The organism is Mesorhizobium sp. CNPSo 4684, from assembly GCF_057784315.1.
This window is the reverse complement of the sequence record NZ_JBWLUX010000024.1, coordinates 118,641-143,258: the sequence shown is the minus strand read 5'-3', so window position 1 is coordinate 143,258 and position 24,618 is coordinate 118,641. Positions and strand designations below refer to the sequence as shown.

The 24,618-nt window shown below is 64.2% G+C and carries 28 protein-coding genes; all 28 read left to right on the top strand.

Annotated features, from left to right (window positions below):
* Positions 1–1,150, top strand: a 1,150-nt coding sequence (locus AC04SG_RS22285; RefSeq protein ID WP_488552806.1) for a FliI/YscN family ATPase, incomplete at its 5' end; no start/stop codon positions are given.
* Positions 1,137–2,327, top strand: a complete 1,191-nt coding sequence (locus AC04SG_RS22280) for a hypothetical protein (RefSeq protein ID WP_488552805.1) — start codon at positions 1,137–1,139, stop codon at positions 2,325–2,327. The genes AC04SG_RS22285 and AC04SG_RS22280, both read left to right, overlap by 14 nt.
* Before the next feature lie 91 nt (positions 2,328–2,418).
* Complete coding sequence (flgB, locus tag AC04SG_RS22275) at positions 2,419–2,799, top strand: flagellar basal body rod protein FlgB (protein ID WP_488552804.1); 381 nt, start codon at positions 2,419–2,421, stop codon at positions 2,797–2,799.
* A 2-nt stretch (positions 2,800–2,801) separates the two neighbouring features.
* Positions 2,802–3,218, top strand: coding sequence for a flagellar basal body rod protein FlgC (gene flgC, locus AC04SG_RS22270; protein WP_112396534.1), 417 nt, complete (start codon positions 2,802–2,804; stop codon positions 3,216–3,218).
* A complete protein-coding gene (fliE, locus tag AC04SG_RS22265; protein ID WP_477332608.1) occupies positions 3,218–3,553 on the top strand; it encodes a flagellar hook-basal body complex protein FliE in 336 nt (111 codons plus the stop codon). Before flgC ends, fliE begins: the two co-directional genes overlap by 1 nt.
* An 11-nt stretch (positions 3,554–3,564) precedes the next feature.
* Positions 3,565–4,353: a flagellar basal-body rod protein FlgG gene (gene flgG, locus AC04SG_RS22260; protein ID WP_112559336.1), complete on the top strand. Its 789-nt coding sequence runs from the start codon at positions 3,565–3,567 to the stop codon at positions 4,351–4,353.
* Positions 4,354–4,359: 6 nt separating this feature from the next.
* Positions 4,360–4,884, top strand: a complete 525-nt coding sequence (flgA, locus tag AC04SG_RS22255) for a flagellar basal body P-ring formation chaperone FlgA (RefSeq protein ID WP_488552803.1) — start codon at positions 4,360–4,362, stop codon at positions 4,882–4,884.
* Positions 4,881–6,122 carry a flagellar basal body P-ring protein FlgI gene (locus AC04SG_RS22250; protein WP_142865960.1) on the top strand — a complete coding sequence of 414 codons (1,242 nt, stop codon included), beginning with the start codon at positions 4,881–4,883 and terminating at the stop codon, positions 6,120–6,122. The genes flgA and AC04SG_RS22250 overlap by 4 nt, the downstream gene beginning before the upstream one ends.
* Before the next feature lie 3 nt (positions 6,123–6,125).
* Complete coding sequence (locus tag AC04SG_RS22245) at positions 6,126–6,701, top strand: MotE family protein (protein ID WP_488552802.1); 576 nt, start codon at positions 6,126–6,128, stop codon at positions 6,699–6,701.
* Complete coding sequence (gene flgH, locus AC04SG_RS22240) at positions 6,698–7,402, top strand: flagellar basal body L-ring protein FlgH (protein WP_112559332.1); 705 nt, start codon at positions 6,698–6,700, stop codon at positions 7,400–7,402. Before AC04SG_RS22245 ends, flgH begins: the two co-directional genes overlap by 4 nt.
* 17 nt (positions 7,403–7,419) lie before the next feature.
* Entirely contained in the window at positions 7,420–7,920 is a 501-nt protein-coding gene (locus AC04SG_RS22235; RefSeq protein ID WP_477338822.1) for a flagellar basal body-associated FliL family protein, read from the top strand.
* Positions 7,917–8,648, top strand: coding sequence for a flagellar type III secretion system pore protein FliP (gene fliP, locus AC04SG_RS22230; RefSeq protein WP_192254432.1), 732 nt, complete (start codon positions 7,917–7,919; stop codon positions 8,646–8,648). Before AC04SG_RS22235 ends, fliP begins: the two co-directional genes overlap by 4 nt.
* Before the next feature lie 213 nt (positions 8,649–8,861).
* Complete coding sequence (locus tag AC04SG_RS22225) at positions 8,862–9,746, top strand: flagellin N-terminal helical domain-containing protein (RefSeq protein ID WP_488552801.1); 885 nt, start codon at positions 8,862–8,864, stop codon at positions 9,744–9,746.
* A 282-nt stretch (positions 9,747–10,028) separates the two neighbouring features.
* Positions 10,029–10,913, top strand: coding sequence for a flagellin N-terminal helical domain-containing protein (locus AC04SG_RS22220; protein ID WP_488552800.1), 885 nt, complete (start codon positions 10,029–10,031; stop codon positions 10,911–10,913).
* A 195-nt stretch (positions 10,914–11,108) separates the two neighbouring features.
* The gene (gene fliF / locus AC04SG_RS22215) at positions 11,109–12,752 is read left to right on the top strand and encodes a flagellar basal-body MS-ring/collar protein FliF (RefSeq protein ID WP_488552799.1); all 1,644 of its coding nucleotides are present in this window, start codon (positions 11,109–11,111) and stop codon (positions 12,750–12,752) included.
* 3 nt (positions 12,753–12,755) lie between these two features.
* Positions 12,756–13,382 (top strand): hypothetical protein, encoded by a 627-nt coding sequence (locus AC04SG_RS22210; RefSeq protein ID WP_488552798.1) that lies wholly within the window; start codon positions 12,756–12,758, stop codon positions 13,380–13,382.
* Between the two features lie 13 nt (positions 13,383–13,395).
* Complete coding sequence (locus AC04SG_RS22205) at positions 13,396–14,754, top strand: MotB family protein (RefSeq protein WP_488552797.1); 1,359 nt, start codon at positions 13,396–13,398, stop codon at positions 14,752–14,754.
* Positions 14,751–16,178 carry a chemotaxis protein MotC gene (locus AC04SG_RS22200; RefSeq protein ID WP_488552796.1) on the top strand — a complete coding sequence of 476 codons (1,428 nt, stop codon included), beginning with the start codon at positions 14,751–14,753 and terminating at the stop codon, positions 16,176–16,178. Before AC04SG_RS22205 ends, AC04SG_RS22200 begins: the two co-directional genes overlap by 4 nt.
* Entirely contained in the window at positions 16,175–17,572 is a 1,398-nt protein-coding gene (fliK, locus tag AC04SG_RS22195) for a flagellar hook-length control protein FliK (protein WP_488552795.1), read from the top strand. The genes AC04SG_RS22200 and fliK overlap by 4 nt, the downstream gene beginning before the upstream one ends.
* A complete protein-coding gene (locus tag AC04SG_RS22190; RefSeq protein ID WP_488552811.1) occupies positions 17,505–18,092 on the top strand; it encodes a transglycosylase SLT domain-containing protein in 588 nt (195 codons plus the stop codon). The genes fliK and AC04SG_RS22190 overlap by 68 nt, the downstream gene beginning before the upstream one ends.
* Before the next feature lie 221 nt (positions 18,093–18,313).
* On the top strand, positions 18,314–18,982 hold the full coding sequence (locus AC04SG_RS22185) for a response regulator transcription factor (RefSeq protein WP_112559323.1): 669 nt from the start codon (positions 18,314–18,316) through the stop codon (positions 18,980–18,982).
* A gap of 79 nt (positions 18,983–19,061) precedes the next feature.
* A complete protein-coding gene (locus tag AC04SG_RS22180) occupies positions 19,062–20,315 on the top strand; it encodes a flagellar hook protein FlgE (protein WP_352586310.1) in 1,254 nt (417 codons plus the stop codon).
* Positions 20,316–20,491: 176 nt separating this feature from the next.
* On the top strand, positions 20,492–21,946 hold the full coding sequence (gene flgK, locus AC04SG_RS22175) for a flagellar hook-associated protein FlgK (protein ID WP_488552794.1): 1,455 nt from the start codon (positions 20,492–20,494) through the stop codon (positions 21,944–21,946).
* Positions 21,947–21,949: 3 nt separating this feature from the next.
* Positions 21,950–22,993: a flagellar hook-associated family protein gene (locus AC04SG_RS22170; protein WP_488552793.1), complete on the top strand. Its 1,044-nt coding sequence runs from the start codon at positions 21,950–21,952 to the stop codon at positions 22,991–22,993.
* Between the two features lie 30 nt (positions 22,994–23,023).
* A complete protein-coding gene (gene flaF / locus AC04SG_RS22165) occupies positions 23,024–23,371 on the top strand; it encodes a flagellar biosynthesis regulator FlaF (RefSeq protein ID WP_192254454.1) in 348 nt (115 codons plus the stop codon).
* A complete protein-coding gene (gene flbT, locus AC04SG_RS22160) occupies positions 23,368–23,808 on the top strand; it encodes a flagellar biosynthesis repressor FlbT (RefSeq protein WP_488552792.1) in 441 nt (146 codons plus the stop codon). Before flaF ends, flbT begins: the two co-directional genes overlap by 4 nt.
* A complete protein-coding gene (gene flgD, locus AC04SG_RS22155; RefSeq protein ID WP_477288311.1) occupies positions 23,808–24,215 on the top strand; it encodes a flagellar hook assembly protein FlgD in 408 nt (135 codons plus the stop codon). Before flbT ends, flgD begins: the two co-directional genes overlap by 1 nt.
* 25 nt (positions 24,216–24,240) lie before the next feature.
* Complete coding sequence (fliQ, locus tag AC04SG_RS22150; RefSeq protein WP_192254461.1) at positions 24,241–24,507, top strand: flagellar biosynthesis protein FliQ; 267 nt, start codon at positions 24,241–24,243, stop codon at positions 24,505–24,507.
* Positions 24,508–24,618 lie beyond the last annotated feature (111 nt).

Sequence of the window (24,618 nt, the reverse complement as noted above, 5' to 3'; positions counted from 1 at the left end):
CCCCCCCCCCCCCCCCCCCCCCCCCCCCCCCCCCCCCCCCCACGCCGTGTTTCGCCGCGGTCCGCTGGTGGTGACGCCACACGCTTCCTGGCGCGGACGCGCCATCGACGCGCTGACCCGCGCCATCGATGGCGGTCCGCCGCTGATCAGGAACGGCGAGGCGGCAAGCGGCGACGGCACCACGCCCGGCGCCATGGCGCGGCAGCGTGTCGGCACCGCCTTCACCACCGGGGTCAAGGTCATCGACATCTTCACGCCGCTCTGCTTCGGCCAGCGCCTCGGCGTCTTTGCCGGTTCCGGCGTCGGCAAGTCAACGCTGCTCGCCATGCTGGCCGGCGCCGATGCTTTCGATACGGTGGTGGTGGCGCTGATCGGCGAACGCGGCCGCGAGGTGCGCGAATTCCTCGAAGACACGATCGGCGCGCAAAGCATGGCCAAGACGGTCGCCGTCGTCGCCACCAGCGACGAGAGCGCCATGATGCGGCGACGCGCGCCGGACACCGCCATGCGCGTCGCCGAGCATTTTCGCGATCAGGGCCACCGTGTGCTTCTGGTGCTGGATTCGATCACCCGTTTTGCACATGCGCTGCGCGAAGTGGCGACCGGCACCGGCGAGCCGCCGGTGGCGCGCGGCTATCCCGCTTCCGTCTTCACCGACCTGCCGAAGCTGCTCGAGCGCGCTGGACCCGGCGCTGAAGGCCCAGGGGTTAAGGGACAAGGATCCATCACGGCCATCATCTCGGTGCTGGTTGACGGTGACGACCATAACGACCCGGTCGCCGATTCGGTGCGCGGCATTCTCGACGGCCATGTCGTGCTCGACCGCGCGATAGCCGAACAGGGCCGCTATCCGCCGGTCAATCCGCTGTCGTCGATCTCGCGCCTTGCCGACAAGGCATGGAGCCCCGAACAGCGCATGCTGGTGACCAGGCTTAAGTCGATGATCTCGCGCTTCGAGGACACGCGCGATATTCGCCTGCTAGGCGCCTACCAGGGCGGCGCCGATGCCGAGCTAGACATTGCGGTGCGCCAGGTGCCGCTGATCTATGAAGCGCTGACGCAGTCGCCGAAGGATCGCGCCTCCAGCGATGCATTCTCCGACCTCGCCCGTCATCTGAAAGGCAAGCAAAGTGTCGATGCCGGAGACTGAGCGTCAATACACCGAGCGGCTTTTGCGCGAGATGCTGGCCGAGGCCACCGCCGCCGAGGAAGCCATGGCTGACGAAGCAAGGGCTGCCAAGGCGAAAGCCGATCGCGCCAAGGCAGCCAAAACCGAGGCCGCATTGGCCAGGGCGGCCAAGCCACCCTTGCCGAGACTGGTCCAGCCTGCGTTGCGCGGCGTGCCCGAACCTGCCTTGCTCGGCTCGCCCGAGGTTACCTCGCCGAGCGCAGCCAACCTTGCCCTGCCCGGCATGGGCGAGCCATCTACACCCAGCACGCTCAGGCTTGCCTTGGTCGGTGCACCGAAGGCCGCCTTGCGCGGTGTGTCCAGGCTTGCATCGGGCAGCGCGAAACTTATATCGAGCAGCGCGTCCAAGGCGGCGTCGCGCAAAGCGGCCAAGTCCGCCTCGCGCAAAATGGCCAAGCCTGCTCCAACCGGCGAGCCCAAACCCGTATCGATCAGAACAGTCGAACCCGCACTGCGCGATGTCAGCAAGCCTGCCTTCCCCGAGGTCGCCAGACCTGCTCCGCCCGCTTTCCCCAAGCCCCCACTGCCGAAGGCTCCGCATGCCGAACTCAACGAGGCGATCGCGGCTAGCCGTGACTCGCTTCTCGACGGGCTCTTTCCCGACGTCGACTGGCCGCAGCCGCCAAGGGCGCAGTTTCCCAAGGTGAACAAGAAGGATGATCGACGCAGTGATATCGTCTTTGCTGCGCTCGGCATCACGCTCGGCCTGATCTGCGCGCTGTTTCCCTGGTATATCTTCTTCAACCAGGACCAGTTCGGCGTGCAGGCGATCAAGTTCGGCGGCAGCGGCACCAATGCCGGCCGTGTCAGCGGCGGCTCGCAGATGGAAAATTCCGGCCAGCCGCTGACCGCAAACGATGTACCCGATGTCGACCTGTTCGCCACCGGCACGCTGCAGGATCCCGAGGACAAGACACGGGCTCCGGGCGTCGACGAGCAGCCCTTTCCGGCCGACCCAAAGTTCCGCATGGTGCATGTCGCCAATGGCCGCGCCATGATTGAGGACGACGCCGGCCTGTGGATCGTTCAGCGCGGCTCGAAGCTGCCTGATACCAGCACCGTCTCGTCGATCGAGCAGCGCGGCGGCAAGTGGGTCATGGTCACCAGCACCGACCAGGTGATCGAACTCTCCAAGTAATCGCATTCTCCTGGCACGGCTCGGGCCGGCCCGCGCAAGGTCCGCGCAAGACTGGCAGCCTAGTCTTGTGCGTACCAACCCGGAGATCCCCATGGAGCCCGTCAATCTTTTCGATCTTGCAGCCAAGCAGTCGCAATGGCTGTCCGTGCGTCAGTCCGCCATTGCCGGCAACATCGCCAACGTCAACACGCCGGGCTACACCGCCGGCGATGTCGAGCCGTTCGAGAAGGTGCTCGACCGCACCGCTGTGTCGCTGACGGCCACGCAGGCCGGGCATCTCGGCACCGCCGCCACCAATGCCGGCTTCACAGTCAAGCCCGAAGAAACGACCGGCGCCATCATGCCGTCGAAGAACACCGTGGTGGTCGAGACCGAACTGATGAAGGCCGGCGAGGTCCGCCGCTCCTTCGAGCTCAACACGGCGATCGTCAAGGCCTTCCATTCGATGATGATGATGGCGGTTAAGACCTGACCATGGACGCATTGACCTCAGCCCTCAAGATCGCAGCATCCGGGCTCAGCGCCCAGTCGGACCGTTTGCGCGTCGTCTCGGAAAACCTTGCCAACGCGCAGTCGACCGGCAACACGCCGGGCGCCGACCCCTATCGCCGCAAGACCATCAGCTTCGTCTCCGAGCTCGACCGTGCCTCGGGCGGCACGATGGTGGAGGTCAACTCCATCGATCGCGACCCCAGCGACTTTCCCGTCGAATTCCAGCCCGGCAACGAGGCTGCCGACGACAAGGGCTACGTCAAGATGCCCAACGTCAACGTGCTGGTCGAGATGGCCGACATGAGCGAAGCCAACCGCTCCTACGAAGCCAACCTTCAGGTCATCAAGCAGGCGCGTGATCTGATCTCCATGACCATCGACCTGATGAGGAACCAGTAATGATCAGCGGCATTGGCGGTATCGGATCGCTTCCACTCAAGCCGGAGATCGGCGGCACTGACGCTACGACCGACCTGTTTCAGGGCACCACGGCGCCCATGGCCGGCGGCGAGATCGGCGGCACCTTCGCCGAGGCACTGAGCCAGGCCGCTTCAAAGACCGTCAACACCTTGCAGAATGCCGAGCAGGTCTCGATCCAGGCGCTCAAGGGCGACGCCGATACCCGCCAGGTCGTCGACGCCGTCATGAGCGCCCAGCAGGCCCTGCAGACCACGATCGCCATCCGCGACAAGGTCGTCTCCGCCTATCTCGAAATCAGCCGTATGGGCATCTGAGGAGACTTGCCGTGAAAGCACTCGCCATTGCAGCGACCGGCATGAACGCCCAGCAGACCAATCTGGAAGTCATCGCCAACAACATCGCCAACATCAACACCACCGGCTACAAGCGCGCGCGCGCCGAATTCTCCGACCTGCTCTACCAGGTCGATCGCACGCAAGGCGTGCCCAACCGCTCCAATTCCTCCCTGGTGCCGGAAGGCGTCTCGATCGGGCTCGGCGTCAAGACGACGGCGGTGCGCAACGTCCATACACAGGGCGAGCTGACCTCGACCGGCAACAGTTTCGATATGGCGCTGACCGGCCGCGGCTGGTTCCAGATCGAGGGCGCCGATGGCGGCACGCTCTACAGCCGCGCCGGCGCCTTTAACACCAACGCCACCGGCCAGCTGGTGACCGTCGACGGCGCCAATGTCATCCCGGCCATCACCGTGCCGGTCGATGCCATCGAGGTCGTCGTCAACAAGACCGGCCAGGTCTTTGCCCGCATCGACGGCCAGACCGATCTCCAGCTGCTCGGCCAGCTGCAGCTCGCCAACTTCGCCAACGAAGCGGGCCTCGCGCCGCTCGGCGACAATTTGTTCCAGGAAACGCCGGCTTCCGGCCCGGCCAATGTCGGTGTACCCGGCGATCCCGGCTTCGCCACGGTCGAGCAGGGCTATCTCGAGGCCTCCAACGTCGATCCGGTCAAGGAAATCACCGAGCTGATTTCGGCGCAGCGTGCCTATGAGATGAATTCCAAGGTCATCCAGGCCGCCGACGACATGGCCTCGGTCGTGTCGAAGAACATCAGGTAGGGTTTGATGGTCTCTCCGGCCTCCCGCTCCGCGCTTTGCCGCACCGCGCTGATCCTCGCGCTGGTGGCCGGCGGCGTGCCGGCTTTTGCCCAGGAGAGTGCAGACCAGCAGGCAACGCAGGTCGCCAGCAACCAGGCGGCCGGCGAAGTCGTGCTGATTCCGAGCCGGGTCATCTACCCCGGCGAGATGATCGATACCGGCGCCTTGAAGCCTGTGACGCTGCTGCCCGGCAAGCACAGGCCGGATGCGGTCGCCACGCAGGCCGAGGAACTCCAGGGCAAGGTCGCCAAGCGCACGCTGCTGCCCGGCCGCTACATTCCGGTCGCCGCCATCCGCGATGCCTGGCTGGTCGAACAGGGCGCCGCCGTGCAGGTCTATTTCATCGCCGGCGATCTCACCATTTCGGCCACGGCGGTGTCGCTGCAGCCGGGCGCCGCCGGCGATCTGATCAAGGTCCGCAACGCCGACAGCGGCAAGATCTTTTCCGGCACGGTGATGGCCGACGGCACCATCCGGGTCAGCGCTTCATGAGGCGCGGACCTGCCCTTCTGCTCGCGGCCATTCTCGGCCTGCAGCCGGCGCTGGCCGACGGTCTTACGCCCAAGCAAAAGCGCGATCTTGCCGGCCAGAATGGCGGCGCCTTTGTCGATCCCGAATACGACCCGGCCACCACCAGCCGCATGTTCAGGGTCTCCAACGGCCCAAGCTCGCTGCCGCCCGGCCAGGTCGCCTCGCGCATCAAGGACATCGCGCAGCTGCAGGCCTCACGCGACAACCAGCTCGTCGGCTACGGCCTTGTCATCGGCCTCGCCGGATCGGGTGACAGCCTGCGCAATTCGCCCTTCACCGAACAGTCGATCCGCGCCATGCTCGAAAATCTCGGCATCGCCACCGAAGGCGGCAGCGCGCGGGCCAAGAACGTCGCCGCCGTCATCGTCACTGCCAACATGCCGCCCTATGTGCAGTCCGGCGCCCGCATCGATATCGACGTCTCCTCCATGGGCGACGCCACCTCGCTGGCCGGCGGCACGCTGGTGATGACGCCACTGAAGGCGGCCGACGGCGAAATCTACGCTGTCGGGCAAGGCTCGGTGATCGTTTCCGGCTTCACCGCCCAGGGCGACGCAGAAAAGCTGACGCAGGGCGTGCCGACGGCCGGACGCGTGCCCAACGGCGCCATTGTCGAACGCACCGTGCGCGCCGAGTTCGAGGACCAGTCGCTGCTCACCTTGCAGCTGCGCAATCCCGATTTCTCGACCGCCGTTCGCATCGCCGACGCCATCAACGGCTACACCTCGCAGCGCTTCGGCATGCGCGTGGCGGCGGAGCGCGATGCGCGCACCGTGCAGATCAGGCGGCCGAAGAATGTTTCGGCGGCGCGCTTCTATGCCGAGATCGAAAACCTGGTGGTTGAATCCGACACGCCGGCGCGGGTCGTTATCGACGAGCGCACCGGCACCATCGTCATCGGCAACGAGGTCAAGATCTCGCGCGTGGCGATCAGCCACGGCACGCTCACCGTGCGCATCACCGAACAGCCGAAAATCGTCCAGCCCGAACCCTTCTCCAAGGGCGTGACCGCGGAGGAACCCTTCACCACCATCGAGGCCACCCGGCCCGATGCGCGCGTCGCCGTGCTCGATGGACCCAACCTCGAAACACTGGTGTCCGGCCTCAACCGTCTCGGCGTCAAGCCGGACGGCATCATTGCCATCCTGCAAGGCATCAAGTCGGCCGGCGCTTTGCAGGCCGATCTGGTTCTTCAATAGGCCATGAAGATGATCGATCGCCTCTTTCCAAAACGCCGCCGCAACGCAGCCCTGGCGGCCTGCATCGTCGCCACGCTTTTCGCAGCCATGCCTGTCAGCGCGGAGGAAGCGGTGCGGCAGGTTCTACCCGGCGGGCAGCAGCCGGCGGCAGCCCAGCAGCTGGTTCGCGAGAAGGCGCCCGACGAAAGCGAAATCCAGCGCTTCTGCTCCAACATCGCCGACGCCGCCCGTGACCGCCGTTACGCACTGCAGGCCGAAGAGCTGAAGCAGCTGCAGGCCGGCATCGACCAGCGCATGAAGGCACTGGACGATAAGCGCGCCGAATACGAGCAATGGTTGAAGCGGCGCGAAGTCTTCCTGGCCCGCGCCGAGGACGGCGTCGTCAAGATTTATGCCGGCATGAAGCCGGACGCCGCGGCCGAGCGCCTGGCAATGGTCACCCCCGATCTCGCCGCCGCCATCCTGATGAAGCTCGATTCGCGCAAGGCCGGCGTCATTCTCAACGAAATGGACCAGAAGGCGGCTGCCACGCTCACCGGCATCATGGCCAGCTCGGCCCGAAGGGTAGATCCGTCATGAAGTTGCAGTTGCTCGTCCTGGTCGCCGCAGCAGCGCTGTCTGGCTGCGCCGTCGACCCGAAGGAGATCGGCAGGGAGCCGGCGCTGTCGCCGGTCGGCACCGGTATCACCGGCAGCGTCAATGCCCCCTATTCATACCCGGAAGAGCCGCGCGCCCCGGTGAAGAAATTCTCGCTCTGGGACGATCGCCAGAGCCGATTGTTCACCGATCCGCGCGCGCTGCGCGATGGCGACATCCTGACCGTCAGGATCAAGCTCAACGACAAGGCCAACTTCAAGAACCAGAACGACAGGAGCCGCACCGCCGCGCGCAAGCTCGGCTATGACGTCAAACTCGGATGGGAAGATGCCAGCACCAGCGGCAAGGGCGATGCCGGTTTGAGCTCCAGCACCGAAACCAACGCCGACGGCGAAATCAAGCGCTCGGAAAACCTCGAGCTCAATGTCGCCGCTGTCGTGACCGAAGTGCTGCCCAACGGCAATCTGATGATCCGCGGCTCGCAGGAAGTGCGCGTCAACTACGAGCTCAGGGTGCTGACCATTGCCGGCATGGTGCGCCCCTCAGATATCGGCGCCGAAAACACAATCTCCTACGAACGCATCGCCGAGGCGCGCATCTCCTATGGCGGCCGGGGCCGCGTCAGCGAAGTCCAGCAGCCCGCTTACGGCCAGCAGATCCTCGACCAAGTCCTCCCTTTCTAGGTCCGGAGAACGGCGCCGTGGCAAATGTCGAACAGGTCCAGCCCAAAAAGGGCCCATCGCTTGTCATCCAGCTCGCGATGCTTTTGGCGGTGACGGGCGCTGCCATCGGTATGGGCTGGGTCTCCGGCGGCTATCTGAAGGGCGTCGGCGGACCGGTACCGGTGCCGGCTGCACCCGAGAACCAGTCCAACGCCGAGCAGCCGAGCCCGGCCGCGGAACATGCGCCGGGCACCGGGCCGATGCTCGTGCAGCTGGCGCCGATCACCACCAATCTGGCCGCGCCTGCCGATATCTGGATAAGGCTGGAAGCGTCGGTGGTCTACGACGCGCCGCAACCGCCAGAGCTCACCGAGAGCATTCACCAGGACCTGCTGGCCATGGTCCGCACCCTGAAGATGCATCAGATCGAAGGCGCCAGCGGCTACCAGCATTTGAAAGCCGACCTCGAGGAGCGCGCCGCGATCCGCAGCGGTGGCCATGCCAAACAGATTCTGATCAGGACATTGCTGCTCGAATGAGAAAACTCATCCTCGCCGCCGCGATCGTCGTCGCCGCCACTTCTGTCGCCGCTGCCCAGCAGCTGGATCTCGGCGGCATCGGCAAGGCCGACGGCGCCACCGTCGGCTACATCATTCAGATGTTCGGCCTGCTCACCGTGCTGTCGGTGGCGCCGGGCCTGTTGATCATGGTGACGAGCTTCACCCGCTTCGTCATCGCCTTCTCGATCCTGCGCGCCGGCATCGGCCTGCAGTCGACGCCGGCCAATCTGATCCTGATCTCGCTGTCACTGTTCATGACCTTCTACGTCATGGCGCCGACCTTCGACCAGGCGTGGAACACCGGCGTCAAGCCGCTGATGGACAACCAGATAAGCCAGACCGAGGCGTTCGAGAAGATCTCGGACCCGTTCCGCACCTTCATGCTGCACAATGTCCGCGACAAGGATTTCGACCTGTTCGCCGATCTCGCCCGCGAACGCGGCCAGGTGGTTGCCAAGGAAACCGTCGACCTGCGCATTCTGGTGCCGGCCTTCATGATCTCCGAAATCCGCCGCGGTTTCGAGATCGGTTTCCTGATCGTGCTGCCGTTCCTCGTCATCGATCTGATCGTCGCCACCATCACCATGGCCATGGGCATGATGATGCTGCCGCCGACCGTCGTTTCGCTGCCCTTCAAGATCCTGTTCTTCGTCCTCATCGACGGCTGGAACCTGCTGGTCGGCAGCCTGGTGCGATCCTTTACCTGACCGCCCGCGACCCTGCGTGGCGCCTGGCTAGAACTTTATGCAATATATTTCCGGTTAACCGTCCCGTTTAGCCCTTTGGTAGGGACTTGCCCGCATATTGCTCGCAGATGGCGGGTGATCGGGTCTCACGATCATTGGCATGATGCCGCTCCGTCATACCGGAAAAGCCGGTATGCAAAAAAACATCCTGTAAAAATCAAGGTACGAGTAGCCATGTCCAGTATCATGACCAACGCCGCGGCGCTGACCGCGCTGCAGAGCCTCAACAGCACCAACAAGCAGCTCGAAATGACCCAGGCCCGTATTTCCACGGGCTACCGCGTCGCCACCGCCAGCGACAACGCTGCCTACTGGTCGATCGCGACCTCGATGAAGTCCGACAACAAGGCGCTTTCGTCGGTTCAGGATTCGCTCGGCCTCGGCGCCGGCAAGGTCGACACCGCCTACACCGCCATCAACGACATCAAGGACCAGGTCGACCTGATCAAGTCCAAGCTCGTCACCGCTCGCGGCGCCTCGAAGGAAGACCAGCAGAAGATCGCGACCGAAATCAACGCCATCCAGGCGCAGATCAAGTCCTCGGTGACCAACGCCAACTTCGCCGGCTCGAACCTGCTGCAGACCGACGGCGCCGCCGCCTCCGACCTGAAGATCGTCGCTTCCTACAACCGTACCGGCGCGACCGTCACCATCGACACCATCGACGTCAAGGCTGCCGACACGCAGGTCCTTGATGTCGCCGGCACGGGCGGCATCGTTGGCGGCCTGCTCGCCACGACCTTCTTCGATCCGAGCACCACGGCGGTTACCGCCGCCGCCATCGACACCGCGCTCGGCACCGTTGAAACGGCGCTGGCCAAGCTGTCCACCGGCGCTGCCTCGCTCGGCGCCGCCAAGTCGCGCATCGACACCCAGAAGAGCTTCCTGTCGAACCTGTCGGACTCCATCGACAAGGGCGTCGGCGCTCTGGTCGACGCCGACATGAACAAGGAATCGACCCGGCTGCAGGCCCTCCAGGTCCAGCAGCAGCTCGGCATCCAGGCGCTGTCGATCGCCAACGGCAACTCGCAGTCGATCCTGTCGCTCTTCCGCGGCTGATCTCTCGACTTTACGACCGACAAGATCCGATCGGGCCGCGCCAACAGCGCGGCCCGATTTCTTTTTTGTGGCTGTTGATTTTCTCTTTAAATGGCGGCCGATTTTGCTTTTGGCCAGCGCCCGGATTGGCTTGTTTTAACAGGCCATTAACCATATCCCGGTAGTCATGGTTAACGATACCATGGCGGGCAGACCAGACGGTCGATGGGCTTATGCCTACCCCCTGATGAAGTTGATCCGGCGTGTGCGTGACACGCCAGTTTTTGAGAAGGGGTAAAGATCTTGGCAAGCATCATGACGAACGCTTCGGCGCTGACCGCGCTGCAGAGCTTGAACAACACCAACAAGCAGCTCGAAATGACCCAGTCGCGCATTTCGACCGGCTACCGCGTCGCCACCGCCAGCGACAACGCTGCCTACTGGTCGATCGCCACCACGATGAAGTCCGACAACAAGGCGCTTTCGGCTGTTCAGGACGCGCTCGGCCTCGGCGCCGGCAAGGTCGACACCGCCTACACCGCCATCACCGACATCAAGGACCAGGTCGACCTGATCAAGGCCAAGCTGGTTACCGCGCGCAGCGCCTCGAAGGACGACCAGCAGAAGATCGCGACCGAAATCAAGGCCATCCAGGACCAGATCAAGTCGTCGGTCACCAACGCTTCCTATGCCGGCTCGAACTTGCTGCAGAACGATGCTACCGCCGCCTCCGACCTCAAGATCGTCGCTTCCTACAATCGCACCGGCACGACCGTCGCCATCGACACCATCGACGTCAAGGCTTCCGATACGCAGGTTCTCGACATTGCCGGCACCGGCGGCATCGTCGGCGGCCTGCTGGCTACGACCTTCTTCGATCCGAGCACCACCCAGGTCCTCCCGGCTGCCATCGACACCGCACTCGGCGCCGTTGAAACGGCGCTGGCCAAACTGTCCACGGGTGCCGCCTATCTCGGCGCCGCCAAGTCGCGCATCGACACCCAGAAGAGCTTCCTGTCGAACCTGTCGGACTCCATCGACAAGGGCGTCGGCGCTCTGGTCGACGCCGACATGAACAAGGAATCGACGCGGCTGCAGGCCCTCCAGGTCCAGCAGCAGCTCGGCATCCAGTCGCTGTCGATCGCCAACGGCAACTCGCAGTCGATCCTGGCGCTGTTCAAGCAATAGGCCGTACCCGGCTTTCTCCGCCTTCGAATTGAAGGGCCGCGCCAACAGCGCGGCCCTTTCGCTTTGTGGCTGTGTTTTGATGCATGTCGTTGGCCCGGAACCGCTGCACACTTCCGGGCGACATGCTTTATCATCTTCGCACAAGCTTCGCGGTCTAGTGTTCCCACGGAATATCATGCTGGGAGCGCTTGAATCGTGCCGCAACAGATCCAGAGCATCATCTCGAATCTCAGGGCATTTGGCGTCAGGCGCCTCGCCATGCTGGCCGGCATTGCCGCGCTGGTCATGGCCGTCATCGGCATCGGCTCGGTCTATCTCAATCGCCCCGCCTATGAGACGCTCTATGTCGGGCTCGACCGCTCCGACGTGAACCAGATCGGCCTGGTGCTCGGCGAGGCCGGCATCGGCTTCGACGTCGGCTCCGACGGCACCTCCGTGCTGGTACCGGCCGGCACCACCGCGCAGGCGCGCATGCTGCTTGCCGAAAAGGGGCTGCCGACCAGCGCCAATGCCGGCTACGAACTGTTCGACAATGTCGGGTCGCTCGGCCTGACCTCCTTCATGCAGCAGATCACCCGCGTGCGCGCGCTCGAGGGCGAGATCGCCCGTACCATCCAGTCGATTGCGGGCATCAAGGCCGCCCGCGTCCACATCGTCATGTCCGAGCGCGCCAATTTCCGCCGCGACGAACAGCAGCCCTCGGCCTCGGTGGTCATCCGCTATTCCGGCATTGACGCCGAAAAGAGCGCCATGTCGATCCGCCATCTCGTCGCCGCCGCCGTGCCCGGCCTGTCGGCCGACAAGGTCACCGTGCTCGATTCCAACGGTAATCTGTTGGCCGCCGGCGACGATCCCTCCAACACCAGTGCTGCCCGCACGCTCGGCGTCGAGCAGACCGTCGAGGCGCAGATCGGCGACAACATCCGCCGCGCGCTGACACCCTATCTCGGACCAGACAATTTCCGCGCCAGCGTCAAGGCCGATGTCAACACCGACACCCGCCAGACCGAAGAGACGATCTTCGATCCGGAGTCGCGCGTCGAGCGTTCGGTGCAGTCGGTGCGCGCCAACGAAAACAGCAACCAGCGGCAGGCCTCGACCCCGGCCAGCGTCGAGCAGAACCTGCCCGAGACCCAGGCGACCAGCACCGACGGCCCACAGACGACATCGGCCAACGACCGCAAGGAGGAGATCACCAATTACGAGATCAACTCCAAGAAGATCGCCACCGTCTCCAACGGCTATTCCGTCACCAAAATGTCGATCGCCGTCGTCGTCAACCAGCAGCGGCTGATGACCATCCTCGGCAAGGATGCCACGCCCGAGCAGATCGCCAAGCGCGTCGCCGACATCCAGAAGATGGTGGCCTCGGCCACCGGCTTCGACGACAAGCGCGGCGATATCATCGATGTCTCGGCGGTCGAGTTCATCGACGGGCTGGACGGCGAGCCGATCGAACAGCCGGGCATAATGGCATCGATCGGAACCCATGCCGGCACGATGATCAATGCCGGCGCCTTCATCGTCGTGGTGTTCCTGGTCGCCTTCTTCGGCCTGAGGCCGATGGCCACCGCGCTGACCGCGCGGCCGACGCCCGCACTTGCCGGTCCAAGCTTCGACGATGTCCAGCGTTCGCTGCCGACACCTGAAACCACCGCCACTGCCGAACCTCCGCCGGCGGCATTGCCGAGCGGCCGCCCGGGCCCGACTCCGCTCGACGATCTTCGCCAGAAGATCAGGCCGGCGCCGCAGGAGCGGCTTGCCCGCATGGTCGATCTCAACGAGGAGCGCACCGCGCAGATCCTGCGCAAATGGGCCGCCCAGGAAGCAGCGGTATAGACCATGGTCTCGGCAGCGCTTTTCGACCTTTTGCCGGATTTCGGCGCACGTACCCAGCGCGCCGGCCAGCCGCCGCTCGCGACCAAGGCCGAGCCAAGGCCGGAGGCGCCGGCGCCGCAGGCCGACATCGGCGCGCTGATTGCCGAAGCGGTCATCGATGCCGAAACCGCCCTTGAAGCCCGCCTTGCCATCGCCCACCAGGCGGCGCTCGAGGCGCAGAGCCAGGCCAACGCCGATGAAGCAAAGGCCTTTCTGGAAAGCTTCGGCAGCGATGTCGGCGTAGCCGTCACTGCCCGTATCGACGCCATGGAGGCGAAGGTCAGCGAGCTTGTCGGCGCCACCGTTGCCCGCATCATTGGCGGCATAATCAGCGACGATCTGCAGAAACGTTCGCTGGAAGCCCTTGCCGGCACGATCCGCGAAGCCGTCGGCGACAGCGAGGCGGTGCGCATAGCCGTGCGCGGGCCGCTGTCGCTATTCGAGACGCTGAAGGCTTCGCTTGGCCCACGCGCGGCCAATCTCGATTTCGTCGAGGCGCCCGGCTTCGACCTCACCGTCGCCATTGACGAGGCGGTGTTCGAAACCCGCATCGCCGAATGGTCTTCCGCCTTGTCCGAGGCCCTCTCATGAACGGGGACTTGTCATGAGCATTGCCGACGCTGCAGAACCCAGGCACGAAATCATCATCGTGCGGCGCAACCACGACGACCACGACGACGCCCATCATGGCGGCGTCTGGAAGATCGCCTTTGCCGATTTCATGACCGCCATGATGTGCTTCTTCCTCGTCATGTGGCTGATCAATGCCGCCAACGAGCAGACCAAGGCCGCCGTCGCCAGCTATTTCAACCCGGTCAAGCTGGTTGACCGCAACGCCAGCCGCAAGGGCCTCGAAGACCTCGGCGATGGCCCGAGCAAGGTCGGGCTGACGGCTGACGACCCGAAGGACAAGACCAGCAAGGCCGGACAGGACGGCATCGGCGGCGCAGGCACCTCGGACAAGAAGCAGCCGAAGGAATCGGCGCCGAAGGCCGATCTTTCCGACGAGCATCTGTTTGCCGACCCCTATGCGGTGCTGTCGGAAATCGCCACCGATACCGGCGTCATGCAGAATGTCAGCGAGAAGGGCGATGGCGGCACCCAGGCGTCCGGCCCGGCCACCGGCGCATCGGGCGGCCAATCCTACCGCGACCCGTTCGCACCGGATTTCTGGTCGCAGCAGGTGGCGGCACCCGGCGCCGAAGCCACCGCCGAACGCAGCAAGATCGAAGGCGATCCGCTCAAGCCCGGCGACAAGGCGGCACAGACGCAAGTAGCTGAAGTGAAGGCCGTGCCACCGGCGCCGCCTGTGACGGCAGCGCCGCTCGAGCCGCTGGCGAAGCCCGCATCCGACAAGCCGCTGACCAAAGCTGAAGCCAAGGCAGAGGCCAAGGCTGAAGCCGCAAAGGCCGAAGCGGAAAAGGCGGAGGAGGCAAAGGCCGAAGCCGCCGCACAAACCGCACCCAAGCCCGAAGCCGCGGAAAAGGCGCCGAGTGCCGCCGCCGTCAAGGCCGCGGCACAGGTCAAGCAGGAACTGGCCGAGGCCTTCAAGCCAGGCGACAAATTGCACGACGGCGTCTCCGTCGAGGCCACCGACAAGGGCGTCGTCATCTCGATCACCGACCAGTTCGATTTCGGCATGTTCGAGATCGGCTCGGCAGTGCCGCGCCGTGAACTGGTGCTGGCGATGGAAAAGATCGGCCGCATCGTCAACGAGCAGAAAGGCACGATCAGCATCAACGGCCACACCGATGCGCGGCCGTTCCGCAGCGACACTTACGACAATTGGCGGCTGTCCACGGCGCGCGCCCATTCCGCCTACTACATGCTGGTGCGCGGCGGCGTCGACGAGCGCCGTATCACCGAGGTCGCCGGCTTCGCCGACCGCGAGCCGAAAATTGCAGCCGACCCGATGGCTGCCGCGAACCGCCGCATCGAGATCCTGATGGCGACCGACGGATGAGACGAGGCACCATCATCGGTCGGGCCGTCGGCCTGCTGCTGCTGAGCGCTGTCCATTCGCCCGCAGCTTTTGCCGAGGACGGCTTGCAGCCCTATCAGCTGGTGCGCTCGCTGCAGCTGGTGCAGGACCGCATCGCCGCCGGTGATCACGCCGCGTTGCCGATGCAGGCCAAGCTGCTCGAGATGACCGACACAAGACTGCGCGCGGCCAACGCCCAGGACTTCAGCGACCCGAAGAATTTTCGCGCCTTGCTGGTCTATGGCATGAGCGGCGGCAACCCCGTCACCGTCGAGGTGGCGATGTCGCGCGCCAAGACCGACCCACAAAGCCTGGCCATCGCCAAGGGCATTATCGATTATCTGAACGGCCGCCCGGCGGCCGCGATCGAGGCGCTGAAGCCGATCGATCCGATGATGCTGCCCGCCGATCTCGGCGCCTTCCTGGCGCTGGTCAAAGGCTCGCTGCTCGCCACCGAGCAACCGGCCGCAGCACTTGCGTTGCTCGACGACGCCCGCCTGCTCAGCCCCGGCACGCTGGTCGAGGAAGCAGCGCTGCGCCGCTCGGTCGGTATCGCCGCCGCGCAAGGCGATGGCGCGCGCTTCGCGCTCGCCTCGACGCAATATGTCGAGGACTATCTCTATTCGCCCTATGCCAGCCAGTTTGCCGATGCCTTCGTGTCCGGCGTCATCACGCTCCATATGGCGATCAGCCAGGACAAGCTCGCCGACATCACCGCAATGATGGATTCCGAGCGCGAGAAAGTGATCTACCTGCGCATTGCCCGCCGTGCCGCGATCGACGGCCTCGCCGGCCTCTCCGCCTTTGCCTCGGCCAGGGCCGAACAGGGCCGCGACGGCGTCCACAATCATGACGACCCGCGCGCCCAGCTCTATTCCAGCTTGTCCACGGTTACGTCGGGCACCATCGACGAGGTCCGCGCCAAGCTCGACAAGATCGATCGCAGCCAGCTTTCGCAAAGCGACCGCGACCTGCTCGACGCCGCGCAGGCCGTGGCCGGCGAAGTGATCGCGCCGCCGGCGACGCTGCCTGCCGACGAGCTTGCGCCTGCCGCGGTCAAACAGGAGCCGGTCAAGACCGCGGATACGGCAAACCCCGATGAGCCCGAACTGCCGCCGGTCGAAGGTGCAATGCCTGAGCCGCCAGCCGCAGCGGCATCGGGCGGACCGGCCGCAACCGACAAGCCGAAGGCGCCAGTCGAGTCAGCCGCGCAGGCACAGAGTACGCCTCAGACCAAGGGGGCGCAGGCGCCTTCTGTCGCCACCGCCAGCGATGCGGCGCCTGTCGTGCCGGCATCGGCACCTGCAGCCGGCGCCGAGCCCGCCGATCCCACCGACGCCGCCATGGCCAAGACGCGTCGCCAGCTCGATTTGATCGACCAGATGCTTGGAGCAGCCCCGAAATGACCACCAATGTTGGCCAGGCCCTGCCGGGATTTGCGCCCGTGCACGCTGGATCGAAGCAGACCGCGCCGAACGCCAAGGGCGAGGACAAAAGCTTCGGTGAACTGCTGCGCGGCGACGACAATGCGCCGACGCAGAAAGGCCAGGGAGCAACCGAGGCCGTGCCGCACGAGCCATGTTGGACCCGGCGCAGCGCGGCCGGCCCCGTCAAGGGAGAGACTGCACACGCGGAGACGGGCAAGACGGCTCCCAAACCGGTTGTCGGGAAAGTCGCAAAGGACCATGTCGACGGCGATCCGGACAAGACATCCGCTGACGCTGAGGCGGATGGACAAGAGGCAGGCACGGCACCGCTGCAGGACCATCTGCCATTGCTGATAGCGTTGCATGATATCAGCCGTTTCTCGGCGGCCAGAGCGAGCGGGAACGGGCCTGCTACGAATGAACAGACTGAACAACCGGCACTCGACGGCGAGACCGTTTCTGCGCAGACGCCGCCTGTGTCGTTGAAGAAATTCCGCGCGGCATCCGGCCCCGGCAACAGTCTCGACACACCGCCGCGGCCCGAACGGGCCAAGGCCGGCGCTGACGTTTCCTCACAGGATCAGCGGCAAAAGCTGGCCATGATCGAACCCCAGTCAGGCAAGCTGCCAAACCAAGATGGCGCGACACCTCTTCTGCCGGCGGACCAGACGGCAAGCGACGTTTCGGCACCTGAGGCAAAACGGTCTGCGCCGTCGACGAAGGCCGTCGATGGAGTCCATTCCGCCGCTACGTCCACATCCGAAAAACAGGCGCCGTCCGCCGGGCGCGTCGACATTGTCGCCGAGCAGAGTTTCCCGGCGCCGGCGCAAAGCCCGATGAACCAGACGACGTCGGCTCTGATCGACGCTCTCGCTTCGGACAATGGCCTGCGGCAAGCGGTTTCGACGCCGTCGACGACCGCCCAGACGGCCGGTTCTGTTGCCGTTCCGACACATATATTGAAGATCGAGCTTCACCCGGCCGAACTCGGCATGGTCACTGCCAGTCTCAGGCTCGCCGGGGAACAACTTTCGATAGAATTGAAGCCCGAAACTCACGAGGCTTACCGCCGCCTCACCACCGATAGCGACGCTATAGTGAAGTCGTTGCGCGGGCTTGGCTTCGATGTCGACAAGGTCACCATTCTGCAACCATCGATAGCAGTCCACGCTCCGGCGCGCAGTGATGCAGCGAACTCCCAGGCGACGCCGCAAGGCCGCGATCAGTCCGCTTTTCAGCCCGGGAACTCGAGCGGCAACAATGCGGGTTCGGGCGGCCAGCAGTCGGGAAGAAACCGCAATGACGATGCACAGGAATTCGGTCGCCCTGCAGCGCCTGTTCGCGAGCGTGCTGGCGACGATATGTTTATCTAGCCTCGGCACTGGATCGGCCAACGCCGCCACCAACCCTTGCGAGCCCGAGATCCTGCGCGCCGCCGATCGCTATGGCGTGCCGGCCGGCATCCTCTATGCCGTCGGACTTACCGAGACCGGCAAGAAAGGCAGCCTTCAGCCTAATGCCTTGAATATAGAAGGAAAAGCCGTTTTTCCAAGGAGTCACGTCGAGGCCTTGGCGACATTCGAAGCGGCTCGGCGCGAGGGCAAGACGCTCATCGACCTCGGCTGCATGCAGATCAACCATCATTATCACGCATCGCATTTTCGCAGTGTCGACGACATGCTCGACCCGCGCCAGAATGTCGACTACGCGGCGCGCTTCCTGGCCAGCCTGCATGCCCGTCATGTCAGTTGGTCGATGGCCGTCGCCCGCTACCACGCCGGCCCTGACAATGATCCGGCGCAGAAATATTATGTCTGCCGCGTCATAGCCAACATGGTCGCCACCGGCTTCGGCAAATGGACGCCGAACGCTCGGGCCTTCTGCAACCCATAGATGCATCCGCCTTTCGCAGATGTGCGCAAGCCGCGACCCTGCCGGTGCCCCGGCACGTCCCGGTATCGGCGGCCAACGCTACAACTTCGTGACTGCTGTTATTTCGAAACCCGAAATAACTCCCAAGAAAATAGCTACAAGAAATGATGGTTGTTCAGGATTCCCGCCACCGGTTACGCCTCTTCCCACGGGGCAGATGATCTGATTCGGAGGGCGGGCCGATGATTGTAATCGTTGACGAGCGAGAGCTCGTAACTGAGGGGTATAACTCCCTTTTCGATCGCGAGGGAGTCGCCTGTGCAGGCTTCGCGCCCGGCGAATTCGGCGAGTGGGTGACATCGGCCGCCGACACCGATTTGAAATCGGTCCGCGCCTTCCTCATCGGTGACTGCCGCGAAGGCGCCATCTCGCCACGCCAGATCCGCGACCGCACCGGCGCTCCGGTCATCGCGCTCAGCGAACAGCACTCGCTTGAAAATACGCTGCGGCTGTTCGAGAGCGGCGTCGACGACGTCATCCGCAAGCCGGTTCATATCAGAGAGATCCTGGCCCGCATCACCGCCATCCGCCGCCGCGCCCATGAGGATGTCAGCTACACCGAGATCGGCGCCATGCGCATCTTCATGGACGGCCGCGATCCCGAGATCGATGGCCAGCCGTTGCCACTGCCGCGCCGCGAACGCCGCATCCTCGAATATCTGGCGAGCAACCGCGGACGCCGTGTCACCAAGACCCAGGTCTTCAACGCCATCTACGGCATCTTCGACGAAGAGGTCGAGGAGAACGTGGTCGAGAGCCACATCAGCAAATTGCGCAAGAAACTGCGCGAGAAGCTCGGCCAGGACCCGATCGATTCCAAGCGCTTCCTCGGCTACCGGCTGGTGTTCTGATGGCGGTCTGCGCCAGCTTCGCGCAAGACAGAAATTATACCCTCGCGACCACAGACATGGGCATTGAGGAGACGTTTCGATGAGCCTTTACGGAATGATGCGGACCGGCGTTTCCGGGATGAACGCACAGGCCAATCGCCTGTCGACGACAGCCGACAACATCGCCAATTCCGACACCACCGGCTACAAGCGATCCTCGGCCGAGTTCTCGACGCTGATCATGCCGCAGGTCGGCGGCGCCTATAATTCCGGCGGCGTCAACACCACGATCCGCTCGGCCATCAGCGCCCAGGGCGTGCTTCAGTACACAACCTCGGTCTCCGACCTGGCGGTCAACGGCAACGGCTTCTTCGTCGTCCAGGACCCCAGCGGAACACCTTTCCTCACCCGCGCCGGCGCCTTCGTTCCAGATGCCCAGGGCAGGCTGGTCAATGCCGCCGGCTACCAGTTGATGGCCTACAGCTACGCCAACGGCACACCTGCCGCCACCGCCAACGGCTTCGAAGGGCTGGTGCCTGTCGAGATCTCCGACCAGGAAATGACGGCGACGCCCAGCACCTCGGGCAACTTCAACGCCAATCTGCCCGCGGGCGCCACCCCGCCCGCCGGTCCGCTGCCGTCCACCAACAGCGCGACGGCAGAGTACACGTCGAAATCCTCGATCGTCACCTACGACAATCTCGGCAACAAAAAGCTGCTCGACGTCTATTTCACCAACACCGGCACCGGCACTTGGTCGGTTTCGGTGTTCGACCAGTCCAAGGCGACGCCCGGCACATCCTTCCCCTATACGGGCGGCGCGCTGGCTTCGGCCAATCTGACCTTCGACACCACCACCGGCAAGCTCACCGGCGCCGTCGACTCAATTACGATACCCGTACCGGGCGGTGCGTCGCTCGATCTCGATCTGTCCAAGCTGACCCAGCTCGGCACCGGCTTCACGGTCTCCGAAGCGAAGGTCAACGGCAACGCTCCCAGCACGATCGAAAAGATCCAGATCGGGGAGGACGGCGTCATCTACGCCCAGTATCAGGACGGTTCGACCAAGCCGCTGTTCAAGATCCCGTTGGCCGACGTCCAGAGCGCCGACAACCTCACCGCACTGCCTGGCAACGTCTATGCGCAATCCACCGACTCCGGCACCGTGCGCATCGGCTTTGCCAATGAAGGCAAGCTCGGCAGCATCATCTCCGGCGCGCTGGAAAATTCCAACGTCGATATCGCCGAGGAACTGACCAACATGATCGCGGCGCAGCGCAGCTACACCGCAAACTCGAAAGTATTCCAGACCGGTTCCGACCTCATGGACGTCCTTGTCAACCTGAAGAGATAAACGACGGGCGCTAGTGGGATGAACCCAAACCGGAGCAGCGCGGTGCGCGGATTTCGAATTCAAGGCCACCCCGGCAAACCGGCTGGTGTGGTTTGGAATTGGAGGTTTCCGAACGCTGACGCCGCCGACAGGGCAGAAACGTCATCCCCTCCCCACTGGCCTCGTGAAAGACCCGCATGTCGCTGACTTCCGCATTGACCATAGCCCAACAGTCGCTTCAGACCACGTCGAAGCAGACCAGCGTCCTTTCCCGTAATATTGCCGACGCTAGCAATCCCGACTACGCCCGCCGCACCGCGGTCGTCGTCAGCAGCGCGCCCGGCGCCCGCTCGGTGGAGATCCAGCGCGCCGCCAACGCCCTGCTGTTTCGCCAGAACCTCAGCGCGCAATCGGCCTGGAGCGGCCAGAGCACGCTTTATAGCGGCATTGACCGCCTCGCCGTTGCCGTCAACGGCGTCGACAACGCCTCCTCTGCCTCGACCGCGATCGGCAATCTGCAGAACGCGCTGCAGCTTTACGCCTCCACTCCATCCAACCAGAACCTCGGTTCCAGCGTCATCGACGCGGCCCAGCAGGTGGTGCGCGCGCTGAACGACGGCACCGACGCGATCCAGGATTTCCGCACCCAGGCCGATGGCGAGATATCGACGGCCGTCGACGATCTCAAATCGCTGCTCAGCCAATTCCAGGAGGCCAACAAGGCGGTCATCTCCGCAACCCGTTCGGGCACGGACGCGTCCGACGCGCTCGACCAGCGCGACGCCCTTCTGAAGAAGATCGCCGACTATGTACCGGTGTCGACCTTCACGCGCGGCGACAACGACATGGTCATCACCACCAAGGACGGCACGACGCTGTTCGAGACCATTCCGCGCTCGGTCAGCTTCACGCCGTCGGCGGGCTACGCCGCGGGCACGCCCGGCAACACCATCTATATCGACAATGTGCCGGTCCGCGGCGGCACCGGCGGCAACGCCAGCGCCGACGGCAAGCTCGCCGGGTTGATCACCTTGCGTGACGGCGTCGCCGCGACCATGCAGAGCCAGCTCGACGAGGTCGCGCGCGGCCTCATCACCGCCTTTGCCGAGACAGCACCTTCGCAGCCCGACCGAACCGGCCTGTTCACCTGGTCTGGTGCACCCGCCATTCCAGCCGCCGGCACGCTGATCGACGGCCTTGCCGGCTCGATCAAAGTCAACGCTGCAATGGATCCGAGCGTCGGCGGCAATCCGGTTCTGTTGCGCGACGGTGGCGCCAATGGCTCCGCCTATATCGCCAACACCGACGGCAACGCCTCCTATTCGCAGCTTTTGATCGGCTATGGCGACAAGCTCGACAAGCCGATGCCTTTCGACCCTTCGGCCGGCATCACCGTCACCTCCAGCGTGTCCGACTACGCCGCCAATGCCATTGGCTGGTTCGAAGGCCAGCGCCAGCAGGCCTCGACCAACGCCGATGCCAAGGAAGCGCTGGCATCGCGCACCGCCGAGGCGCTGTCCAACGACACCGGCGTCAATGTCGACCAGGAGATGTCGCTGTTGCTCGACCTCGAACACACCTATCAGGCCTCGGCGCGCATGATGAAAACCGTCGACGACATGCTGTCGTCCCTGCTCGATGCTGTGGGATAAGCCATGAAAGCCACATCCGTCTCCTCAGCCGCCCTCTCCAACGCCGCGCGCTATCAGCAGATGCGCATGCAGGCCGAACTGGTCAAAGCCACCAAGGAATCGACGACCGGCACCGTCGCCGATGTCGGCCTGGCGCTCGGCGCGCGCACCTCGCAGGCGGTTACCTTCTCGCGCGATCTTGACCGGTTGAACGTCATCATCGATTCCAATTCGCTGGTCACCGCCCGGCTTTCCTCGACGCAGGATGCGCTTGGCCAGCTTTCCGACACGGCACAGAATTTGCTGACCGCGTTGACCGCCGCCGGCAATTCCTCGAGCACCATCACACAGCAAGCCGGCAAGGCCGCCGTGCAGCAGATGACCTCGATCCTCAACGCCAGCGTCAACGGTGAATATCTGTTTGCCGGCACCAACACCGACGTCAAGCCGATCGACGACTTCACCGCCACCGGCTCACCGGCCAAGGCTGCGTTCGACGCTTCCTTCTCATCCTATTTCGGCTTCACGCAGAACGATCCGCTCGCCGCCAACATCACTGCCGCCCAGATGGACAGCTTCATCACCACCAATGTCGTGCCGCAGTTCATGGGCGCAGGCTGGCAGGCCAACTGGTCGAATGCCACCGACCAGCAGATCGTCAGCCGCATTTCGCTCGGCGAAACCACGCAGACCTCGGCCAGCGCCAATGACGACAGTATCCGCAAACTCGCCATGGCTTCCGCCATGGTCACAAGCCTGCTCTCCGGCAACATCAGCCAGGCCGCGAAGACCACCGTTGTCGGCCGCGCCCAGGCGATGGTCGGCGAGGCGCTGGGCGGGCTCGGCCAGCTGCAGGCCGAGACCGGCCTTGCCGAAAAACGTGTGTCCGACGCCAGCGATCGCATGAAGACGCAGGTCGATCTCTTTGAACGGCATATCCTCGATCTGGAAGGCGTCGACCCGGCCGATGCCGCCACCCGCGTCGCGGATCTGACGCAGCATATCGAAACGTCCTTCGCGCTGACTGCGCGCCTGCAGCAGATGAGCCTGCTGAACTACCTGACCTGACAATCTCAACCGCAACGGTAGAGCCAAACGATGTACCAATTCTCCTACGCCGACATCCAGACCGACTCCGTCACCGACGCCAAGGATCGCGAGCGGCAGCTTTTGACCCGCTCGATCGAAATGCTGTCGGCGGCGGCGGCGGTCGGCCACACTTCGATGGAAGCGGTCGAGGCGCTGCACTTCACCAACCGGGTCTGGACCACCTTCGTTGAGGATCTCGGCTCCAGCGACAATGTCCTGCCCAAGGAACTGCGCGCCAACCTCATCTCCATCGGCCTGTGGCTGCTGCGCGAGGCGGAGGACATCCGCCAGGGCCGTACCGACAATTTCGAAGGCCTGATCGAAGTGTCCCAGATCATCCGGGACGGCATTCAATGACCAACACGCTGAAGATATCGCTGAAGCCGAACGAGAAGATCTACATCAACGGCGCCGTCATCCGCGTCGACCGCAAGGTCACCGTCGAGCTGATGAACGATGTCCAGTTCCTGCTCGAGAACCATGTCATCCAGGCCGAAGACGCCTCGACACCGCTGAAGCAGCTCTACTTCATCCTGCAGGTCATGCTGATGAACCCGGCCGGCGCCGTAGAGGCGCGCGCCATGTTTCGCCGCTCGCTGCCCTTGCTTTTGGCAAGCTTCGAGGACGAGCAGATCAACGGCGCGCTGAAGCAGATCGACCGCATGGTCGGCGAAGACCATATCTATGAAGCGCTGAAGGCGATCCGTGCGCTTTATCCGCTCGAACGCCGCGCGCTTGGCGGCAATGACGATGTTCAGGGCGCGAAGCGCCCACTGGCCGTGGGAGCACACTGATGAATGTGGACATGACGACACAGATCCCGGCTGGCGCCAACCAGGGCACCCAGCAGACGTCGAAGACAGCGGTCGACTACCAGTCGTTCCTGAAGCTGTTGATCGCCGAGATGAAAAACCAGGATCCCACGAAACCGATGGATTCGACGCAATATGTCGCCCAGCTCGCCACCTTCTCGCAGGTTGAGCAATCGGTGCAGACCAACACCAAGCTCGATCAGATCATGCAGTCCTCGGCGCTGTCGCAGGCGGACGCCCTGATCGGCCGCTCGATCACCTCCGCCGACGGCAAGACGACGGGCGTCGTGGCCTCCGTCAAGCTTGCCAGCAACGGCCTGATCGCCGTGCTGCAGAACGGCACCGAAGTGCCGGTCGGCGCGGGCGTTTCGATAAAGCCGGCCAGCTAGACCTGGTTCGTAGAGGCGCACTCCCATGAACGAGGCCGACGCGCTCGACATCGTCCAGTACGCGGTGTGGACGGTGCTCGTCGCCTCCGCGCCTGTGGTGCTGGTCGCCATGGCGGTCGGCATCGGCATCGCGCTGATCCAGGCCCTGACCCAGATCCAGGAAATCACCCTGACCTTTGTGCCCAAGATCGTCGCCATCATGCTGGTCGTGGCGCTGACCGGCCCGTTCATCGGCAGCCAGATCTCGGCCTTCACCAACGTCATCTTCGAGCGCATCGAAAACGGATTCTAGAAGCAATTCCAGGAAAGTGTGCCGCGGTTTTCCCGGGAAAAGCGCGTAGCGCTTTCCCTGAGGAATTGCGTAATAGTGAGAGCTGCTTGCAGCCTGCTTGGTTCCAGCTAG

Coding starts and splice junctions, on each gene's coding strand:
- AC04SG_RS22250 (WP_142865960.1), top strand. CDS start 4,881: ATGAGGCGCGGACCTGCCCTTCTGCTCGCGGCCATTCTCGGCCTGCAG.
- AC04SG_RS22185 (WP_112559323.1), top strand. CDS start 18,314: ATGATTGTAATCGTTGACGAGCGAGAGCTCGTAACTGAGGGGTATAAC.
- AC04SG_RS22180 (WP_352586310.1), top strand. CDS start 19,062: ATGAGCCTTTACGGAATGATGCGGACCGGCGTTTCCGGGATGAACGCA.
- fliP (WP_192254432.1), top strand. CDS start 7,917: ATGAGAAAACTCATCCTCGCCGCCGCGATCGTCGTCGCCGCCACTTCT.
- fliK (WP_488552795.1), top strand. CDS start 16,175: ATGACCACCAATGTTGGCCAGGCCCTGCCGGGATTTGCGCCCGTGCAC.
- AC04SG_RS22200 (WP_488552796.1), top strand. CDS start 14,751: ATGAGACGAGGCACCATCATCGGTCGGGCCGTCGGCCTGCTGCTGCTG.
- flgH (WP_112559332.1), top strand. CDS start 6,698: ATGAAGTTGCAGTTGCTCGTCCTGGTCGCCGCAGCAGCGCTGTCTGGC.
- flaF (WP_192254454.1), top strand. CDS start 23,024: ATGTACCAATTCTCCTACGCCGACATCCAGACCGACTCCGTCACCGAC.
- flgD (WP_477288311.1), top strand. CDS start 23,808: ATGAATGTGGACATGACGACACAGATCCCGGCTGGCGCCAACCAGGGC.
- AC04SG_RS22225 (WP_488552801.1), top strand. CDS start 8,862: ATGTCCAGTATCATGACCAACGCCGCGGCGCTGACCGCGCTGCAGAGC.
- AC04SG_RS22280 (WP_488552805.1), top strand. CDS start 1,137: ATGCCGGAGACTGAGCGTCAATACACCGAGCGGCTTTTGCGCGAGATG.
- flbT (WP_488552792.1), top strand. CDS start 23,368: ATGACCAACACGCTGAAGATATCGCTGAAGCCGAACGAGAAGATCTAC.
- AC04SG_RS22210 (WP_488552798.1), top strand. CDS start 12,756: ATGGTCTCGGCAGCGCTTTTCGACCTTTTGCCGGATTTCGGCGCACGT.
- flgA (WP_488552803.1), top strand. CDS start 4,360: ATGGTCTCTCCGGCCTCCCGCTCCGCGCTTTGCCGCACCGCGCTGATC.
- AC04SG_RS22205 (WP_488552797.1), top strand. CDS start 13,396: ATGAGCATTGCCGACGCTGCAGAACCCAGGCACGAAATCATCATCGTG.
- flgC (WP_112396534.1), top strand. CDS start 2,802: ATGGACGCATTGACCTCAGCCCTCAAGATCGCAGCATCCGGGCTCAGC.
- fliQ (WP_192254461.1), top strand. CDS start 24,241: ATGAACGAGGCCGACGCGCTCGACATCGTCCAGTACGCGGTGTGGACG.
- fliE (WP_477332608.1), top strand. CDS start 3,218: ATGATCAGCGGCATTGGCGGTATCGGATCGCTTCCACTCAAGCCGGAG.
- flgB (WP_488552804.1), top strand. CDS start 2,419: ATGGAGCCCGTCAATCTTTTCGATCTTGCAGCCAAGCAGTCGCAATGG.
- AC04SG_RS22190 (WP_488552811.1), top strand. CDS start 17,505: ATGCACAGGAATTCGGTCGCCCTGCAGCGCCTGTTCGCGAGCGTGCTG.
- AC04SG_RS22245 (WP_488552802.1), top strand. CDS start 6,126: ATGAAGATGATCGATCGCCTCTTTCCAAAACGCCGCCGCAACGCAGCC.
- flgK (WP_488552794.1), top strand. CDS start 20,492: ATGTCGCTGACTTCCGCATTGACCATAGCCCAACAGTCGCTTCAGACC.
- AC04SG_RS22170 (WP_488552793.1), top strand. CDS start 21,950: ATGAAAGCCACATCCGTCTCCTCAGCCGCCCTCTCCAACGCCGCGCGC.